This is a genomic window from Halomicrococcus gelatinilyticus (assembly GCA_024227995.1).
Lineage (GTDB): Archaea > Halobacteriota > Halobacteria > Halobacteriales > Haladaptataceae > Halomicrococcus > Halomicrococcus gelatinilyticus.
The window spans coordinates 1,071,629-1,086,178 of record CP100465.1 but is presented as its reverse complement, the minus strand read 5'-3'; the positions used below and the strand labels follow the sequence as shown (position 1 = coordinate 1,086,178).

The 14,550-nt window shown below is 68.5% G+C and carries 15 protein-coding genes; 7 read left to right on the top strand and 8 right to left on the bottom strand.

The window, feature by feature from the left end; all coding sequences use genetic code 11:
* Positions 1-50: 50 nt before the first annotated feature.
* Complete coding sequence (locus tag NKT36_RS05835) at positions 51-1,424, top strand: NAD(P)/FAD-dependent oxidoreductase (RefSeq protein WP_327053016.1); 1,374 nt, start codon at positions 51-53, stop codon at positions 1,422-1,424.
* 479 nt (positions 1,425-1,903) lie between these two features.
* Here the strand turns inward: NKT36_RS05835 and NKT36_RS05830 are convergent, their stop codons facing one another.
* Together NKT36_RS05830 and fni are read right to left on the bottom strand one after the other, a co-directional pair.
* Positions 1,904-2,137 carry a DUF7385 family protein gene (locus tag NKT36_RS05830; protein ID WP_327053015.1) on the bottom strand — a complete coding sequence of 78 codons (234 nt, stop codon included), beginning with the start codon at positions 2,135-2,137 and terminating at the stop codon, positions 1,904-1,906.
* Positions 2,138-2,319: 182 nt separating this feature from the next.
* The gene (gene fni, locus NKT36_RS05825) at positions 2,320-3,381 is read right to left on the bottom strand and encodes a type 2 isopentenyl-diphosphate Delta-isomerase (RefSeq protein WP_327053014.1); all 1,062 of its coding nucleotides are present in this window, start codon (positions 3,379-3,381) and stop codon (positions 2,320-2,322) included.
* Positions 3,382-3,506: 125 nt separating this feature from the next.
* On the opposite strand from fni, the gene NKT36_RS05820 reads away from it, so the two are divergent.
* Together NKT36_RS05820 and NKT36_RS05815 are read left to right on the top strand one after the other, a co-directional pair.
* Positions 3,507-4,025 (top strand): hypothetical protein, encoded by a 519-nt coding sequence (locus tag NKT36_RS05820; protein ID WP_327053013.1) that lies wholly within the window; start codon positions 3,507-3,509, stop codon positions 4,023-4,025.
* A gap of 69 nt (positions 4,026-4,094) precedes the next feature.
* Positions 4,095-4,979 (top strand): aldo/keto reductase, encoded by an 885-nt coding sequence (locus tag NKT36_RS05815; protein ID WP_327053012.1) that lies wholly within the window; start codon positions 4,095-4,097, stop codon positions 4,977-4,979.
* A gap of 29 nt (positions 4,980-5,008) precedes the next feature.
* On the opposite strand, the gene NKT36_RS05810 is transcribed toward NKT36_RS05815, so the two are convergent.
* Entirely contained in the window at positions 5,009-5,932 is a 924-nt protein-coding gene (locus tag NKT36_RS05810; protein ID WP_327053011.1) for a DUF7351 domain-containing protein, read from the bottom strand.
* 104 nt (positions 5,933-6,036) lie between these two features.
* Here NKT36_RS05810 and NKT36_RS05805 point away from each other — a divergent pair, with 104 nt between their 5' ends.
* Positions 6,037-6,669: a GNAT family N-acetyltransferase gene (locus tag NKT36_RS05805; RefSeq protein ID WP_327053010.1), complete on the top strand. Its 633-nt coding sequence runs from the start codon at positions 6,037-6,039 to the stop codon at positions 6,667-6,669.
* Positions 6,666-7,349: an HAD family hydrolase gene (locus NKT36_RS05800; RefSeq protein ID WP_327053009.1), complete on the top strand. Its 684-nt coding sequence runs from the start codon at positions 6,666-6,668 to the stop codon at positions 7,347-7,349. The genes NKT36_RS05805 and NKT36_RS05800 overlap by 4 nt, the downstream gene beginning before the upstream one ends.
* 123 nt (positions 7,350-7,472) lie before the next feature.
* Here NKT36_RS05800 and NKT36_RS05795 read toward each other — a convergent pair whose 3' ends face one another.
* The 5 genes from NKT36_RS05795 to NKT36_RS05775 form a co-directional block, all read right to left on the bottom strand.
* A complete protein-coding gene (locus tag NKT36_RS05795; protein WP_327053008.1) occupies positions 7,473-8,165 on the bottom strand; it encodes a halocyanin domain-containing protein in 693 nt (230 codons plus the stop codon).
* Between the two features lie 187 nt (positions 8,166-8,352).
* Positions 8,353-8,472: a CcmD family protein gene (locus tag NKT36_RS05790; RefSeq protein WP_327053007.1), complete on the bottom strand. Its 120-nt coding sequence runs from the start codon at positions 8,470-8,472 to the stop codon at positions 8,353-8,355.
* 2 nt (positions 8,473-8,474) lie between these two features.
* Complete coding sequence (gene ccsA / locus NKT36_RS05785) at positions 8,475-9,200, bottom strand: cytochrome c biogenesis protein CcsA (protein ID WP_327053006.1); 726 nt, start codon at positions 9,198-9,200, stop codon at positions 8,475-8,477.
* 49 nt (positions 9,201-9,249) lie between these two features.
* Positions 9,250-9,942, bottom strand: coding sequence for a cytochrome c biogenesis CcdA family protein (locus tag NKT36_RS05780; protein ID WP_327053005.1), 693 nt, complete (start codon positions 9,940-9,942; stop codon positions 9,250-9,252).
* Positions 9,943-9,970: 28 nt separating this feature from the next.
* The gene (locus tag NKT36_RS05775) at positions 9,971-11,380 is read right to left on the bottom strand and encodes a c-type cytochrome (protein WP_327053004.1); all 1,410 of its coding nucleotides are present in this window, start codon (positions 11,378-11,380) and stop codon (positions 9,971-9,973) included.
* Between the two features lie 289 nt (positions 11,381-11,669).
* Here NKT36_RS05775 and NKT36_RS05770 point away from each other — a divergent pair, with 289 nt between their 5' ends.
* Positions 11,670-12,152: a thioredoxin family protein gene (locus NKT36_RS05770; RefSeq protein ID WP_407652233.1), complete on the top strand. Its 483-nt coding sequence runs from the start codon at positions 11,670-11,672 to the stop codon at positions 12,150-12,152.
* Positions 12,149-14,548, top strand: coding sequence for a cytochrome c biogenesis protein CcsA (ccsA, locus tag NKT36_RS05765; RefSeq protein ID WP_327053002.1), 2,400 nt, complete (start codon positions 12,149-12,151; stop codon positions 14,546-14,548). The genes NKT36_RS05770 and ccsA (NKT36_RS05765) overlap by 4 nt, the downstream gene beginning before the upstream one ends.
* The last annotated feature ends 2 nt before the right edge of the window (positions 14,549-14,550 follow it).

The following is a 14,550-nucleotide window of genomic DNA, read 5'->3' as shown; positions in this document are numbered from 1 at the left end:
CAGCGCAGAAGGTCAAGAATTTAGTACCCTTTGTCGAGTAGGCTAGTGATATGGAGCGTTTCGACGTAGCTATCGTCGGGGGTGGCCCGGCCGGGATGGCAGCGGCGGAGCAGGCTGCCGAGCGTGGGGCCGACACGGTCGTCCTGGAGAAAGGCGTCCCGCGGGCCGACCGCGAGGTCCTGGGGCCGGACTCGACCGACGCCGCGGGGATGCTCGACTACTGGGTGGACATCATGGACGAGGACTACCGCGACGTCCCGGACGAGGTGGTCCTGCAGGAACTCGACCGGGTCGAGTTCCTCGGTCCGAACGAGTCCTGCGTCCTCGACAGCACCGGCATCGAGGCCAGCTACCCGAAGTTCGGGTTCACCTTCCACCGCGCCCGGCTGGACGACTGGTTCCGCGAGCGCGCCGAGGCGGCCGGCGCAGAGTACCGCGTCGGCGTCGGCGTCAGGGGCGTCGACACGGACCTCGACGCCCGGTACCGTCACACCGTCGCCCTCGCGGACGGCGAGGACGTGGCCGCCGAGTACCTCGTGCTCGCCGACGGCCCCCAGCGCCAGGTGACCCTGGACGCCCTCGACCAGTTTCTTCCAGACGGTCGGTCGGCGAGCGAGCACCTCTCGCCGCCCGAGGCGAACCACATCGCCTACCAGGAGTACCGCGAGTTCCCCGAGGAACTGTTCGAGCCGTCGACGCTGAAGTTCTGGTGGGGCGTCATGCCGGGCGAGACGGCGTACCCGTGGGTGTTCCCGAACGACGGCACGGTCGCCCGCGTCGGGCTGACGATGCCCATCGGGATGGACGTCGACGCCGTCGAGGACCGCGAGGACTACGACCTGCTGCGCCCCGACGACGAGCGCATCCCCCGCGGCGGCGAGTACGTCCGCCGCCTGCTCGAACGCGAGTACGGCGACGAGTACGACGTCGAGCGCGACTTCCCCATCGTGGAGGGTCGCGGGAAGTCCGGCGGCACCGAGACCTACGCCATCTCTTCGACCCGTCCCATCGACTCGCCGACCGGCGCGGGCATCGCCGTCGCCGGCGGTGCGATGGGGACCACCAGCGCGTTCCACGAGGGCGGCTACCACGTCGCCGTCCGCACCGGGAAGATCGCCGGCGAACTCGCCGCCACCGACTCGCTGGCGTCGTACAACGACGAGTGGAAGGCGGCCATCGGCGACGAAATCCTCCGCAACGTCTCGTTCGCCGACATCGTCGCCGACTACAGTCCGGACGACTGGGACCGCGCGTTCTCGATGGTCGACAACCTGCTTCCCGGCGACGACGGGGGAAGCGTCATCAACACCAAGCTCTCCTCGGGCGTCCGCGGCGCGAAGCTCGCCGCGACGTACAAGAAGACGAAGTACGGCTTCCGCAACGGCGGGTACGTCCAGTTGCCCGAGTCCGAGTACACCGTCTGAACCCGTTCTTCACTGCCCCTCGACGCGTCGCCGCGGAACGTCGTCGAACCCCGGAAGGTCTTAACTGGTCGAACCACTACGTTCGGGTGCGCACCTCAAGTCCCCGCCCGAGCACGCCCGTCTTGGGCGCGATGAACGCGCGGAGAACCCGGGTGCGCGACATCGACCCGCAGTTTCGGTCGCCCGTAGCGCGACCCGTCCGGTGGCGCGCAGTCCACCCGCCCGGCACGAGGGTTTGCCAGCCGACGCGGCACGCTGCCCCGGGATGAGGCTGGAAGTTAGTGTTCCGGGCGACATCTCGCCGTGCGACAGCCGTCGTTTCTACGCCACTCGCGGAGTCCAGGGAGGACGACGTCCGAGACAGCGGTGCTATCCGGGTCACGCACTCGACGCCGACCAGCGGACACGTCCGTCGCGCTCCCCGACGCTCACCGTCGGTCGAACTGGACGGTGTGCCCTGCGCCCGGTGACTGGTCCGCTTACTTCTTGTGCGTGAAGATGAGCGCCTTCTCGTCCGCCGTCCCCACGCACAGGTCCAGTTGCTTCGAGAGGTTGAGGCTCGTCGGATTCTCCTTGCACACGACGAGGTCGTCGAACGGCGTGTCGCAGGCCGGGCAGGCGATCGCCACCGTGTTCTGGTAGCTCTTGATCGCCTCGTTCTCCTCGCGGAGCGTCATCGATGCCACGAGTTCGTCGAAGTCGACGTCGTCCATACGGTCCCTTCTGATTCAACACTCATAAAATCGAGTGCGGGTGGCGGACCGCGACGGTCGCCCTCGCTCCTCGGTCGCGGGCACCGCCCCTCGCCCTGATGACCTGTCGACGAGCGCTGAATGATGACCTGTCGACGAGCGCTGAACGACCTACGCGCGGACGCCCGCGGCCGCCGACCGGCTCAACACTGTTCGAGGAACTCCCTGGTTCGGCCCAGCAGGACGTAGTCCGCGGTCCGCAGTTCGTCGACCGACTCCGACCCGGAGACGAACATCGCCGTCTCCAGTTCGGCCGTCAGGTCCTCGATCAGGCCGACGACCGCGTCGGTCCCCGTGCCCGCGGGCTGCAGGAAGGGTTTCGCCAGCCCGCCCGCCCGCGCGCCGAGCGCGATGGCCTTCGCGACGTCGAGGCCGGACCGGACCCCGCCGCTGGCGACGACGCACGGGTTGACGTCCGCCGCCTCGATCGTGCTGACGGCCGTCGGGATCCCCCAGCTCCGGAACCGCTCGCCGATCTTCGCGTGGCGGTCGGCGCCGGCGGCGGCGGCACGGTAGGCTTCGACGCCGGACCACGTGGTCCCGCCCTTCCCCGCGACGTCGAGCACGTCGACGCCGGCCTCGGTGAGCCGCCGCGCCGTGCTGCGCGAGAGGCCGTTCCCGGTCTCCTTGACGATGACGGGGACGCTGAGCTCGCTTGCCACCGTCTCGATTTCGGCGAGACAGCCGCGCGCGTCGACGTCGCCCTCGGGCTGGGCGGCCTCCTGCAGGAAGTTGAGGTGGATCGCCATCGCGTCGGCGTCGATCATTTCGACCGCCCGCTCGACGCCCTCGACGCCGTACTCCGCGAGCTGTGCGGCGCCGATGTTCCCGTAGAGGAATGCGTCGGGCGCGACGTCCCGGACGACGGTGAACGACTCCATGAGTGCCTCGTCGTCCGGTTCCTCCAGTCCTGCCCGCTGGCTGCCGACGCCCATCGCGATGCCCGTCTCCTGGGCGGCTTCCGCCAGCGCCCGGTTGATCTTCGTCGTGTTGGAATGCCCGCCGGTCATGCTCTCGATGACGATCGGCGCGGCGAGTTCGTGGCCACAGAAGTCGACTGTGGTGTCGATCTCGCCCCGGTGCATCTCCGGGAGCGCTTCGTGGACCAGCTGGACGTCGATGAAGCCGCTCCCCGCCGTCTCGACGTCTTCTTCGAGGATGATGTCGATGTGATCGTCCTTCCGGTCGGACGTCTCGGGTTCCATATCGTCACTTTTCGAACGCGCCCAATCAACTACCCGGTTCTGGACGAGACCCGAACTCTCCGAATCGATGGCTACCGTCGGGTGCCCGACGCACCCACGTCCGTCGCGAGCGAACACCATCGTCGATGACCACCAGCGAACGGACCGTAACGCCGCGGCGCGTCGCCGCCGTCGGCCTCGCGCTCCTCGGCGGGTATGCCGTCGTCCGGCCGTGGCTCGTCCAGATGGGGGCCGCCCGCGGCGGGCTCTACAGCTACGACTGGCTCGACGTCGTCTTCGGCGTGCTCGACGCCCCGAGCGCGGACGAACTCCTGCCGGAGCACCAGCACCTCGACGCCGGCGAGACCATCCCGCTGGGCGGCGGCGACCTCCTCGTCGAGACGGTCGCCCCCGAGCGGGCGCTCGTCACCGTTCCGGAGGCGTTCCCCGGCGGAAAGCTCACCTGGGTCTTCGCTCTCGAACCGCTCCCCGGCGGGCGGACGCGACTGCTCACGCGGAACCGTGCGCGGGTCGAGTGGTCGCCGCGCTGGCCGGCGCTGCTTGCTCTCATCGAACTGCCGGCGTTCCTGATGACGCGGAAGATGCTGCTCGGCGTCAAGCGGCGGGCGGAAGGCGTAGCGTCACCGCACCGGTCGGAGGGATAGCGGCGCGACTCTGTGACGGACGTGAGGGCGGACGCATCGTTTATGTGAACCGAAATCGACCACCGCGGTATGGAGACACGTGCTCTGGGCGAGACCGGCCACGACAGCACCGTCATGACCTTCGGCGCCATCGCGCTCAACTGGCTCGAACAGGAGGGCGCGAACCAGATGGTCGAACTCCTGCTCGACCACGGCGTCAACCACTTCGACGTCGCCCCGACCTACGGGGACGCGGAGCTCAAGCTCGGGCCGAAGCTGCGCCAGCACCGCGAGGAGATATTCCTCGGCTGCAAGACGCAGGAACGGGAGTACGAGGGGGCGCGGCGGAAGCTCGAACGGTCGCTCGACCGCCTCGGCGTCGACACCATCGACCTCTACCAGGTCCACGGCCTGGAGTACGAGTCGGAACTGGACACCATCACGGGCGGGGGCGGCGCGCTCGAAGCCATCCGCGACGCGAAGTCGGAGGGGCTCGTCGACCACGTCGGTCTGACGAGCCACGGCGACCCCGACCTCATCCTGGACGCCCTCGACCGCATCGACGACCTGGCGACCGTGATGTTCCCCATGAACCCGGTCGTCGCCGGCAAGGACGACGACGAGCACGACTACGAGGCGGTGCTGGAGCGCGCCGACGACCTCGACGTCGGCACGCTCGGCATCAAGGCCTTCGCGAAGGGACCGTGGCCGCCGACCGACGAACTGCCCGCCGAGGACCGCCCGTACGCGAACTGGTACGAGCCGGTCGACACGCCCACCGAGATACGGGAGCGGTTCGACTACGCCGCCGCGACGGGGATGACGAGCGTCGTCAGCCCGGGCGACCCGAAGCTGGTCGCGATGGTGCTCGACGCGGCCGAGCGCTACGACGGGATGGACGAGGACGCCATGCGGTCGCTCGTCGAGCGACTGCGTCACGAGGAGAGTCCCGTCCCCGAACAGCTCCACCACTGAGAAACCGTTCTTCGGCGACTGCGCCCCTCTCAGCGCTCTATCGCCACCAGTTCGACGGCCGCGTCCACCAGGAACCGCACCGTCCCGCCGTCCGCGTCACCCGTCCCGTCCTCACCCTCCATCGCGTCGTCTGCCTCCACTTCGAGTGCGACGACCAGCGGGTCCGTCCCGTGGACCGTCGGCGCGGAGAACGTACACCACGGCTGCTCCCAGAACCGGCCCCCGTCGGGGTCGACGCCGCGGTCGTGGAGCGCCGCCGCGACCCGCGACCGGTTCGCGAGGACGAGGCCGAGCGGGGCCGCCAGCCCCGCCGAGCAGCGCGAGCACTCGCAGACGACGGGGAGCCCGTCCGGTCGCCGTGCGGCCCCGGGCCGGAGTTCGGTCGTCGTCTCGTGGCCGCAGAACGGGCAGACGCCGTCGTCCGCGAGGCCGACGTACGCCCGCGTGCGTCGGTCGTACGCGTCGGCGAACGCGTCGAGCGGGAGGTCGGCCGCAGCGCCGGACGGGAAGTCGAACCGGGTGAGCCGCTCGTCGCAGTCCCGGCACCGCACGACGCCTTCGCCGTCGCGGTACCCCATCTCGACGGCCGCGGTGCCACAGCGACCGCAGACGGCGTCGACCTCGCGGAACGGCCGGTCGACCGCGTCGTCGAGCACGCCGGCGGCGAGGAGGTTCGAGGCCCACGCCCCCGACTGGGTGAGCGCGTACCCGTCCTCGTCCTGTCGGACGTACCGGTCGCGCAACTGCCGCAGGTGGTAGTTGAACCGGCCCTTGTCCTCGACCGGCGTCCGGTCGAACAGGTCGGCGTACGCGACCGCGCCGTCGGTCCGGGCCAGGACGTCCAGGATGGCGAGGCGCGTGGCGTCCGCCAGCCCGCCGAACGAGTCGCCGTCGACGTCGAACCGCGGTCGCTCCGTGCGAGCGTCGTCGGGGTGCTCCTCCGGGCCCTCCATACGGTCGGTCTCAGCGCTCCCGGCGGGAATACGTTCTGGTCGCGCGCCCGGGGAACGAAAGTTCTCCAAATCACTATGGCCCGCACGTCCCTCGGTCGGGACGTATGCCAGGACACGTCTTCCTCAGGGGGGACCGCGTGGTCCTCCGGACGGTCGACGGCGACGACCGCGACGTCGACGTCCTCGGTCGCGTCAGGAACGAACCGGCGTTCCGCCGGACGCTCGGCTTCGACGCGCCGTGGCCGCGGAGCCGCGTCGAGTCGTTCGTCGAGGCGACGGCGGACGACGAGACGAGCTTCAACCTGCTCGTCTGCCTCGCCGACGGCGAGGCGTCGAGCGAATCGGCGCTCGGCGGCGCGGACGATCCGTCGCGGGGTACCGCCGACGGTTCCGGCGACGCCCCCGTCGTCCCGATCGGCGCAGTCAACCTCTTCGACGTCGACCGCGTCTCGGGCACGCTCAGCTACTGGCTGGACGAGGACCACCGCGGCGAGGGCTACGCGACGGAGGCCGTCTCGCTGCTGGTCGACCACGCCGTCGACCAGCTGGGGCTCCACCGCGTCGCGGCCGAGGCGTTCGCCGAGAACGAGTCGTCCCAGCGCCTCCTCGACCGACTGGGCTTCGTCCACGAGGGGACGGCCAGGGAGTGTCGCATCGCGGACGGGAAGTACCGTGACGTCGAGCGGTACGCCGTGCTGGCCGACGAGTGGCGGGACGCGAGCGAGGGCTACGAATGACCGCTTCCGACGGGTACGAAGCCCTGCTCTTCGACCTCGACCGGACGCTCGTCGAGCACGACCAGCCGCCGGGTGCCGCGTTCGAGGCCGCCTGCGCCGCCGTCGGTCGCGAGCCGTTCTGTGACCCGGCGACGCTGGAACGGGCGGCCGAGGTGGTCCGGAGCGGGTCGACGGCCATCGACGCCGGAGCCTTCGAACGACGGGTGTTCGAGACCGCTGCCGCGGCCGCCGGCGTCGACGTGGACGCGACGGCGCTCGCACGGGCGTTCCGCGACGCGCTCGACCACGAGGCCGTGTCGCTCCGCCCCGGCGCGTGGACGGCCCTGGACGCGGCGGCGGCGTACGACTGCGCGCTCGTCACCAACGGTCCGGCGCGCACCCACGAGACCCGTCTCGACGCGGTCGGTCTCGGCGACTGGTTCGAGACGACCGTGTTCGGGAGCGACGTCCCCCGGGTCAAGCCGGCGCGAGAGCCGTTCGAGCGCGCACTGGCCGACCTCGGGGTGACCCCCGACCGCACGCTGAAGATCGGCGACTCGCTCCGGACCGACGTCGCCGGCGCGAACGACCTCGGCATCGACACCGTCTGGGTGCCCTACGGCGACCGGCGTCGGACGGCGAGCGACCCGGAGCCGACTCACATCCTCCAGTCGCTCGCCGAACTGCCGACTGTCCTCTAGTGGAGACGCCGTCGCTCGACGGCGTTTCCGTTCGGACCTCCGATCGAACGCATCGCGAGAAGATTGCCCTGGACGCGAGCGGTTCGCAACCGTTATCCGTCGACGAATCCGGTCGGGACGCCGCTATTCGGGCCCGTCGTCGGAGCTCTGCAACAGCAGGAAGATGCCGAACACGATCGGCGAGAGGAAGGCCATCACGCCGCCCGTCAGGACGCTCGCGCTGACCAGCGTCGAGTTGTTCGACCCGGACCCGTCGCCGTCACCGCTGCCGCCGCTCTCGCCGCCTCCGCCACCGCTGTCGACCTGGGGTGCGCTCAGCCCGCTCGGGTCCTTGCCGCCGGACCCGCCGACGACCACGGCGCCCTTCATGCCCATCATCTTGTGGGGGCGACAGAAGTACTCGAACGTCCCCTCCTTCTCGAACGTGTGGGAGAACGTCGCGCCAGCGTCGGAGTACATGTCGCTCTTGAACGACCCGTCCGAGGCCTCGACGTTGTGCGAGCCGCCCTTCCCGGTCCACTCCCACGTGACCTTCGTGCCGGGGTCGACGCGGATCGCGGCGGCTGGGCCGAACCCGTAGGCGGTGCCGTTGCCGTCCGTCCCGACGTACACCGTCACCTCCTTCTTGCCGGTGTAGTCGTACGTTCCGTCGAAGTTATCCGTGTTGCTGAACCAGTCCCCGTAGTCCGGGCCGCTCTGGGCCGTCGTCGTCCCGACCCCCGCGCTCGCGGCGGCCGTCGTCCCGACGGCTGCAGCAGCCCCTCGCAGGAACGACCGTCTCGTTGCCGTCCCGTCGATGTCCGTTTCGAGACGCATACTACTCACTGTATTGCACGGTTGTGATAAAACCATAGTAAACTTTCGCGGAACCGTTCGGAACGGTTACACGCGAGCGGGATGCTCGGGTGTCGTGAGTGCTCGCTCGTCGCCGTCGTTCTCGCGCGGCGACGCAGAAATCGTATCGCCACGCGGCAGCGCGCGCCGACCGTCGCGCTGGTCCGCGTCAGTCGCGCAGGTCCGTCACGCGCCGTTCGAGTCGGCTCATCCGCCGCTGCAGGTAGGTGACGTACCCGAACAGGACGACGAACACGGTCGTGTATCCGGCGAGCAGTAGTGGTTCCATCGTCAGGACCTCCTCGGTGAGTGGAGCCGAAGTATCTTGTCTTCCAGTTCGTGCATGTTGATCCGCAGTCCGACGAGGTAGAGGTACAGGAAGCTGGCCGCGACCAGCGACGCGACGAGCGTGAGCGGGTCGATGTTGGCGCTGACCTGGGGGTTCCCGACCGTCGTCTCGTGGAACGTCGGCGTCCACAGCCGCGTGGACAGGTACGAGATGGGGACCGTCACGAACCCGATGACACCGTACACGGCGGCGTACAGCTCGTCGCTGTCGCGCTCGGTCGCCGAGTAGACCACCAGGTAGCCCGCGTAGATGAACCAGACGACGAGGAACGTCACCAGTCGCACGTCGGTCCACTCCCACCACGAGTTCCAGATCACCTTCCCCCACATGCTGCCGAGGAGCAGGGTGAGCGTGGCGAACAGGAACCCGATCTCGCCCGCGCTGTGGGCGAGGCGGTTCCAGAACCGCCCCCTGTAGCGGAGGTACAGCGCGCTCCCGACGAACGTCGTGCCGAGCGCGACCGCGGCGACCCACGCCAGCGCGATGTGCCAGTATGCCAGCAGGTTCGCGCCGTGTTCGATGCCGTACATCGTGTCGGAGGCGACGCCGAACACGAGCGCCAGCGAGACGACGCCCGCGACGAGCGTCCCCCACTTGACGCCGCGGCTCTCGACGAGCCACCGCAGGAGCCGCATGAGTCGGCTGAGTACGTTGGTGAACCCTGTCATCGTTCCCCTCTCGATTCGTCCCCGTCTGTCGTGTTGTCTCGTAGCATCGTTATATCAGTTCGACGAGTGCGGCGAGCGCCAGCTTGTCCAGTCCGAACAGCATCGCCACCCCGAGCAGTACGAAACTGTACCCCGTCACCGTCTCCACGCTTCTGGCGACGCCGCCGTCGGTGAGCGAGTCGACGACCCGCCGTCCGCCGCGCCTGGTCGCGTAGGCGACGCCGAGCAGCGGGACGGAGAATCCGACGCCGTAGGTGAACAGCAACTGCGCGCTCCCCGCGACGTCGCCCGTCGTGCCGACGTACGCGAGCACGCCCCCGAGGATCGGGCCTACGCAGGGGAGCCAGATGACGCCGAGGAGCAGTCCGACGAGGAAGCCGTTCGCCAGCGGACGCTGTTCCTCGTCGATGGCCCGCGTCGCCGTGCTGGCCCGACCGGTGAGCTTCGACGCGTAGCGGGAGTACACCTCGTTGAGGTCCTCGTCGGCCATCACCGCACCGAACGCCAGCATGAGGACGGCGAACGGCAACCGGACGTCGTCGGGCGTGAGCGCGCCGATGGTCCCCGTCGCAACGCCGAGAACGGTGAACGTGAGCGTGCTCCCGGTGACGATGGCGACCGGGCGCAACCGGTGGCCGGCACTACCCACTACGAGGACCGGAATCATCGGCAGACAGCACGGCGTCAGTATCGTCACGACGCCGGCCAGAAACACCGCAGTCGTCGTCGGTGCGCTCGTCACGTGTGTTCTGAGATGTGGTGGGTGCGAGTTAGCTGGCCTGGTTCGCGTCCGCGGCGGCCGCGTCGCTACCCATCGCGTCGGTGATCGCCCCCTGGGCGGTCAGCGACTGCGAACTGCTCGAGTTGTTCGAACCGTTCGAGTCGGCCGAGTCGGGCTTCATCTCCCAGTTGGCGTAGGTGTTCGACTCGTTGTACCACGTGGTCTTCCACGAACCGTCGACCTCGACGTCCCGGAGCGGCTCGTCGTACCGCTCGACGTCGTCCGGGATGACGCTCTCGTTGACCGGCTGTTCCCCGATGGGGATGCCGGCGATCATGAGCTTCTTGGTCATCGGGTTCATGCTGTAGTTCCAGTGTTCCTGGGCGCGCTGGTAGTAGATACCTTCCTTCTTCACGCCAGAGACCTTCCAGTCCTGGGGCTGTCGCGGGAGGTGGGGCCGCTTGTGCGCGTTCATGAACCCGGCGACGTCCTGGACGTCCTCCCAGTTCTCGAACGAGTGGCCGGAACCGTACGGCATGGCCTCGCGGATGAAGCCGGCGGACGTGTACATCCGCCCCATGCCGGCGCCGTCGTTGAAGGAGTTGTTACCCCACAGCGGCGGGTACTGGCCCTCGGTGCCCTGGCCGTCCTTGCCGTGGCAGGACGCGCAGTTCTCGAGGTAGAGTTCCGCTCCGCGGACGGGGTTGACCTCCGGCACCGGGACCTTCTCGTCGCCTTCCGGCTTCTCGATGTGGCGCCAGTAGGGAACCCGCTGGCTGGGCGTTCCCTTGTTCAGCCAGACCATGTAGGTCTCCATGGCCTGGATCTCCCTGCTGTCGTAGGCCGGGACGCCCTCTTCCGCGTTCGCGGCGTCCATGCTACGGAGGAAGCAACCCATGATGCGCTGGCGCATGTCGCGCATGCGCTGGGTGCGGCCGGTCCACTCGGGGTAGCCCGCCGCGGTGCCGACCAGCGGAATCATGTCGATGTCCTGGCCGACCATGCCCGTCGTCGTGGGCATGTCACCGCCGCCGTGGCAGTGGGCGCACGACATCCGGGTGCTGCCCGTGTGGTTGGGCATCATCTTGGACGTGTTGGCGAAGAGCTTCCGTCCGTACTTGATGAGCTCCTTCCGGTTCTCGTTCTCCGGGAGCGTCGAGTTGTTCATCTTCTTCGGGGAGAACTTGACCTCCTTCCCGGCCTCCGGGTCCTTGTACTTGAACCCGTCCTCCCGGTAGTCCTCGCTGTACCACTTGTTACCACTCCACTCGCCCGGCAGCTCCATCACGCCACCGCCGCCGCCGGATCCGTTCGCGGCCACTGGCTGTTGGCCGACGAATCCGAAGCCGGTGAACGCCAGCAGTCCGTTGACCGCCAGCGTGACCACGACGGCCATGACGACGGCGCCCATGACGAGCAGCGCCGGTTTGAGTAGTAGTGTCGAATCTCGTTGGCTCATGTTTCGTACGTCTACGTTCCTTCCTTCGGATGCTGTAGTAGTCCGCTCGTTTTCCTGTCCGATTCCGAAACGATAGTGGACGGTACATACACAACTGTGTTAAAGATTTCCCACTCGATTCGCGAGTAATATCGTCGGACTGCCACGAAACGCGACGAGCCGTCACGCTGGTTAGAGACGGTCCGTGTTCGAACCGGACGTCGCTGGAGAGTCGTGACTGCCACGAGTTACAAGTAATGCCAAGACAGTACATTTTTGCGGCGGTAGTCGTATACTCGGAGCCATGCCCATAACCCCGCGGAAGGCGTCGACTCTCGCCTTCCTCACCCTCGTTCTGGGAATCGGGTACCTCTCGATGCACGCGGCGCCGGTGATGAGCGACGACGACTACTCCTACCACGGCGACACCGAGTGGCGAACGGACGTTTCCGAGGCCAAGCAGGTGGCGGCCGAGCAGGACAGGCCCGTCGTCGTCTACTTCTGGACGACGTGGTGCACCTACTGCGAGGACTACAACCGGAAGGTCTACTCCGACCCGACGGTCCAGTCGCGCCTCGACGACTTCGTCCTCGTGGCGGTCAACCTCGACGACGACGGGACCGAGGCCAGCCGCCTGAAACAGCAGTACAACGTCAACTACCCGCCCCAGCACGTGATAATCACGCCCGACGGCGAGGAGCTGACACGCATCTCGGGGTACGCCCCGAAGCAGGACTTCCTCTCCTACCTCGACAGCGCGGACCGCCAGTACAACGGGAGTGAGAGCCGATGACGCCTGGCACAATCCTGCTGGCGCTGGCGTTCGTCGTGCTCGTCGCCGCGCTGGGCGTCCTCGTCCGCGGGTACGTCGTCGACGACGACCGCTACGCCGACTACGTGACGCTGCTGCTCGGCGGCGCGTTCGTCCTGCTGTTCAGCGCCCTCCTCCATCTCACCTACCAGTTCGTCTCGACCGACTACTCCAACGCCTACGTCTGGCACAACACGGCGGACTACCTCCCGCTGCTGTACCGTGTCACGGGCGTGTACGCGGGCAACGAGGGGTCCATCCTCCTGTGGGCGACCATCGTCTCGTTCGTCGCGTTCGCTGCGGCGCTGTACCGCGGGATGGACGGCCGCGACACGAAACTCGTCCACGCGTTCACGGTCGGCACCGTCGCGTACTTCGCCGGGATGCTCCTCCTCAAGAGCCCCTTCACCCCGACCGCGAGCGAGTTCCCCAACGCGCCGTCCGGGTACGTCCCGACGAGCGGCCAGGGCCTCAACCCGCTGCTCGTCGACCCGTACATGGCCATCCACCCGCCGGTGATGTTCGCGTCCTACGCCCTGCTCACGATGCCGTTCGCCATCGGGGCCGCCCACTTCGTCTCGCTGCTGCGCGGCAACGGCGGTCTCTTCGCGTCGTGGATCGGGAGCGTCACGCGCTGGCTGCGCCTGAGCTGGCTGTTCCTCACCGCCGCGGTCGCGCTGGGCGGTCTCTGGTCGTACACCGTCCTCGGGTGGGGCGGCATCTGGGCGTGGGACCCGGTCGAGACCGCCATCCTCGTCCCGTGGCTGTTCCTGACGGCGACGATGCACGCGGTGACGCGGTACCGCCCCGACGGCGAGTACACCGTCCTCGCGCCCGCGATGACCGCGACGACGTTCGCGCTGGCGGTCTACACCACGTCGGTCGTCCGCAGCGGCGTCTTCCGGAGCATCCACTCGTTCGCCTCCGGCGGCATCGGCGTCTCGCTGCTCGTGCTGATGGGGGTCACCGCAGTCCTCGGCGTCGGCGTCCCCTTCGGTTACTGGCTCGCGCGCGACGGGACGGGACGCGACGCCGACGCGGACTGGATCACGCGGTCGACGCTGCTGCACGGTGCCGTCCTCCTGCTCGGCCTCCTCACCTTCGTCTCGCTGTGGGGGCTGACCTTCCCCGTCCTCCGGAGCGCCGTCACGGGCATCGAGGTCTCCGTCGAGGCGCAGTACTACAACCTCTGGAGCTACCCGCTCGTCGTCGCCGCCCTGCTCCTGCTCGGGTTCTACATGGACTTCGACGTCGAGGGCAAGCGGCGCAGCCTCGTCGGCCTGGGGGTCTTCGCGGCCGCGACCGCTGTCGCCGCGTTCGTCGCGCCGTCGGAGACGTGGCGCCTCGCCGCGTCGACCCAGAACGACTCGCTGTTCTACGAGGCCATCGGCAGCGTGAGCGTGCTCTCGGTCGTGCCGCCGGTGTCGTACGTCCTCCTCAGCATGCTGAAGCGGGCGTCCGTCCGCATCCCGGCGGTCGCCGGCCGGAACGCGAAGCTCAAGGAGGTCGGCATCACCAGCATCCACGTCGGCGTGGCGCTGCTCGTCCTCTCGCTCCCGCTCATGTACCTCTTCGCCGGCCAGGCGTCGGTCATGGCGACCGGCGTCGACAGCGGTTCGGTCGACTCCACCCGCCAGCCGGTCGCTGGCACCGACTACTCCGTCCGGGTGCTCGGCTACTCCAGTTCGGAGTTCCCGCGGAACCCGCCGGTCGACTCGTACGCGCTCTCGCCCCGCAAGGTCATCTCGAAGGGACAGTCGCTCAACGGGACCGCCCAGACGGTCACCGGCACCGTGACCGACGTCCGGCAGGGGTCGCAGGCCACCGTCGTGCAACTGGACCAGTCCAGCGTCTGGGTCGGCATCACCGGCAACGGCACCACCGCGCAGGTCCAGGAGGGCCAGCGCATCGTCGCCAAGGGGCGGCTCATGTGGGAATTCGTGCGGAACGCCGACGTCGTCGTGCTCACCCGACCGTCGATGGTCGGGCCGGCACAGTCGCCGCCGGACGACGTCGTCCCGACCAGGGTCGTCGCGAAGGGCGTCTCGCTCGACGTGTACCGCGACGGTGAGACGGTGGCGAGCGGCGTCGCCGGCCAGCGCCGGTACGTCGAACAGGGCGGCATGCAGGTCCGCGACGTCGTCATCGAGCGCGGCCTCGTCTCCGACACCTACGTCATCGTGGGCGTCAGCGACGGGACGGCGTCGATAACGGTCAAGCGCATCCCCATGATGACGGTCATGCGGCTCAGCCTCCTGCTGTTGCTCGCGGGGATGGCGCTCGTCTTCCTCTACGACCCGGCGCACGGCGTCCGGGCGCGGACGACGACCGACGAGGCGGAACGCACGCCGAACACAGCGGCCGAAACAGCGGACTGATA

Excerpts from the sequence above, each read along its gene's own strand:
- NKT36_RS05835 (WP_327053016.1), top strand. The coding sequence starts at position 51 with ATGGAGCGTTTCGACGTAGCTATCGTCGGGGGTGGCCCGGCCGGGATG.
- NKT36_RS05830 (WP_327053015.1), bottom strand. The coding sequence starts at position 2,137 with ATGGACGACGTCGACTTCGACGAACTCGTGGCATCGATGACGCTCCGC.
- fni (WP_327053014.1), bottom strand. The coding sequence starts at position 3,381 with ATGGAACCCGAGACGTCCGACCGGAAGGACGATCACATCGACATCATC.
- NKT36_RS05820 (WP_327053013.1), top strand. The coding sequence starts at position 3,507 with ATGACCACCAGCGAACGGACCGTAACGCCGCGGCGCGTCGCCGCCGTC.
- NKT36_RS05815 (WP_327053012.1), top strand. The coding sequence starts at position 4,095 with ATGGAGACACGTGCTCTGGGCGAGACCGGCCACGACAGCACCGTCATG.
- NKT36_RS05810 (WP_327053011.1), bottom strand. The coding sequence starts at position 5,932 with ATGGAGGGCCCGGAGGAGCACCCCGACGACGCTCGCACGGAGCGACCG.
- NKT36_RS05805 (WP_327053010.1), top strand. The coding sequence starts at position 6,037 with ATGCCAGGACACGTCTTCCTCAGGGGGGACCGCGTGGTCCTCCGGACG.
- NKT36_RS05800 (WP_327053009.1), top strand. The coding sequence starts at position 6,666 with ATGACCGCTTCCGACGGGTACGAAGCCCTGCTCTTCGACCTCGACCGG.
- NKT36_RS05795 (WP_327053008.1), bottom strand. The coding sequence starts at position 8,165 with ATGCGTCTCGAAACGGACATCGACGGGACGGCAACGAGACGGTCGTTC.
- NKT36_RS05790 (WP_327053007.1), bottom strand. The coding sequence starts at position 8,472 with ATGGAACCACTACTGCTCGCCGGATACACGACCGTGTTCGTCGTCCTG.
- ccsA (WP_327053006.1), bottom strand. The coding sequence starts at position 9,200 with ATGACAGGGTTCACCAACGTACTCAGCCGACTCATGCGGCTCCTGCGG.
- NKT36_RS05775 (WP_327053004.1), bottom strand. The coding sequence starts at position 11,380 with ATGAGCCAACGAGATTCGACACTACTACTCAAACCGGCGCTGCTCGTC.
- ccsA (WP_327053002.1), top strand. The coding sequence starts at position 12,149 with ATGACGCCTGGCACAATCCTGCTGGCGCTGGCGTTCGTCGTGCTCGTC.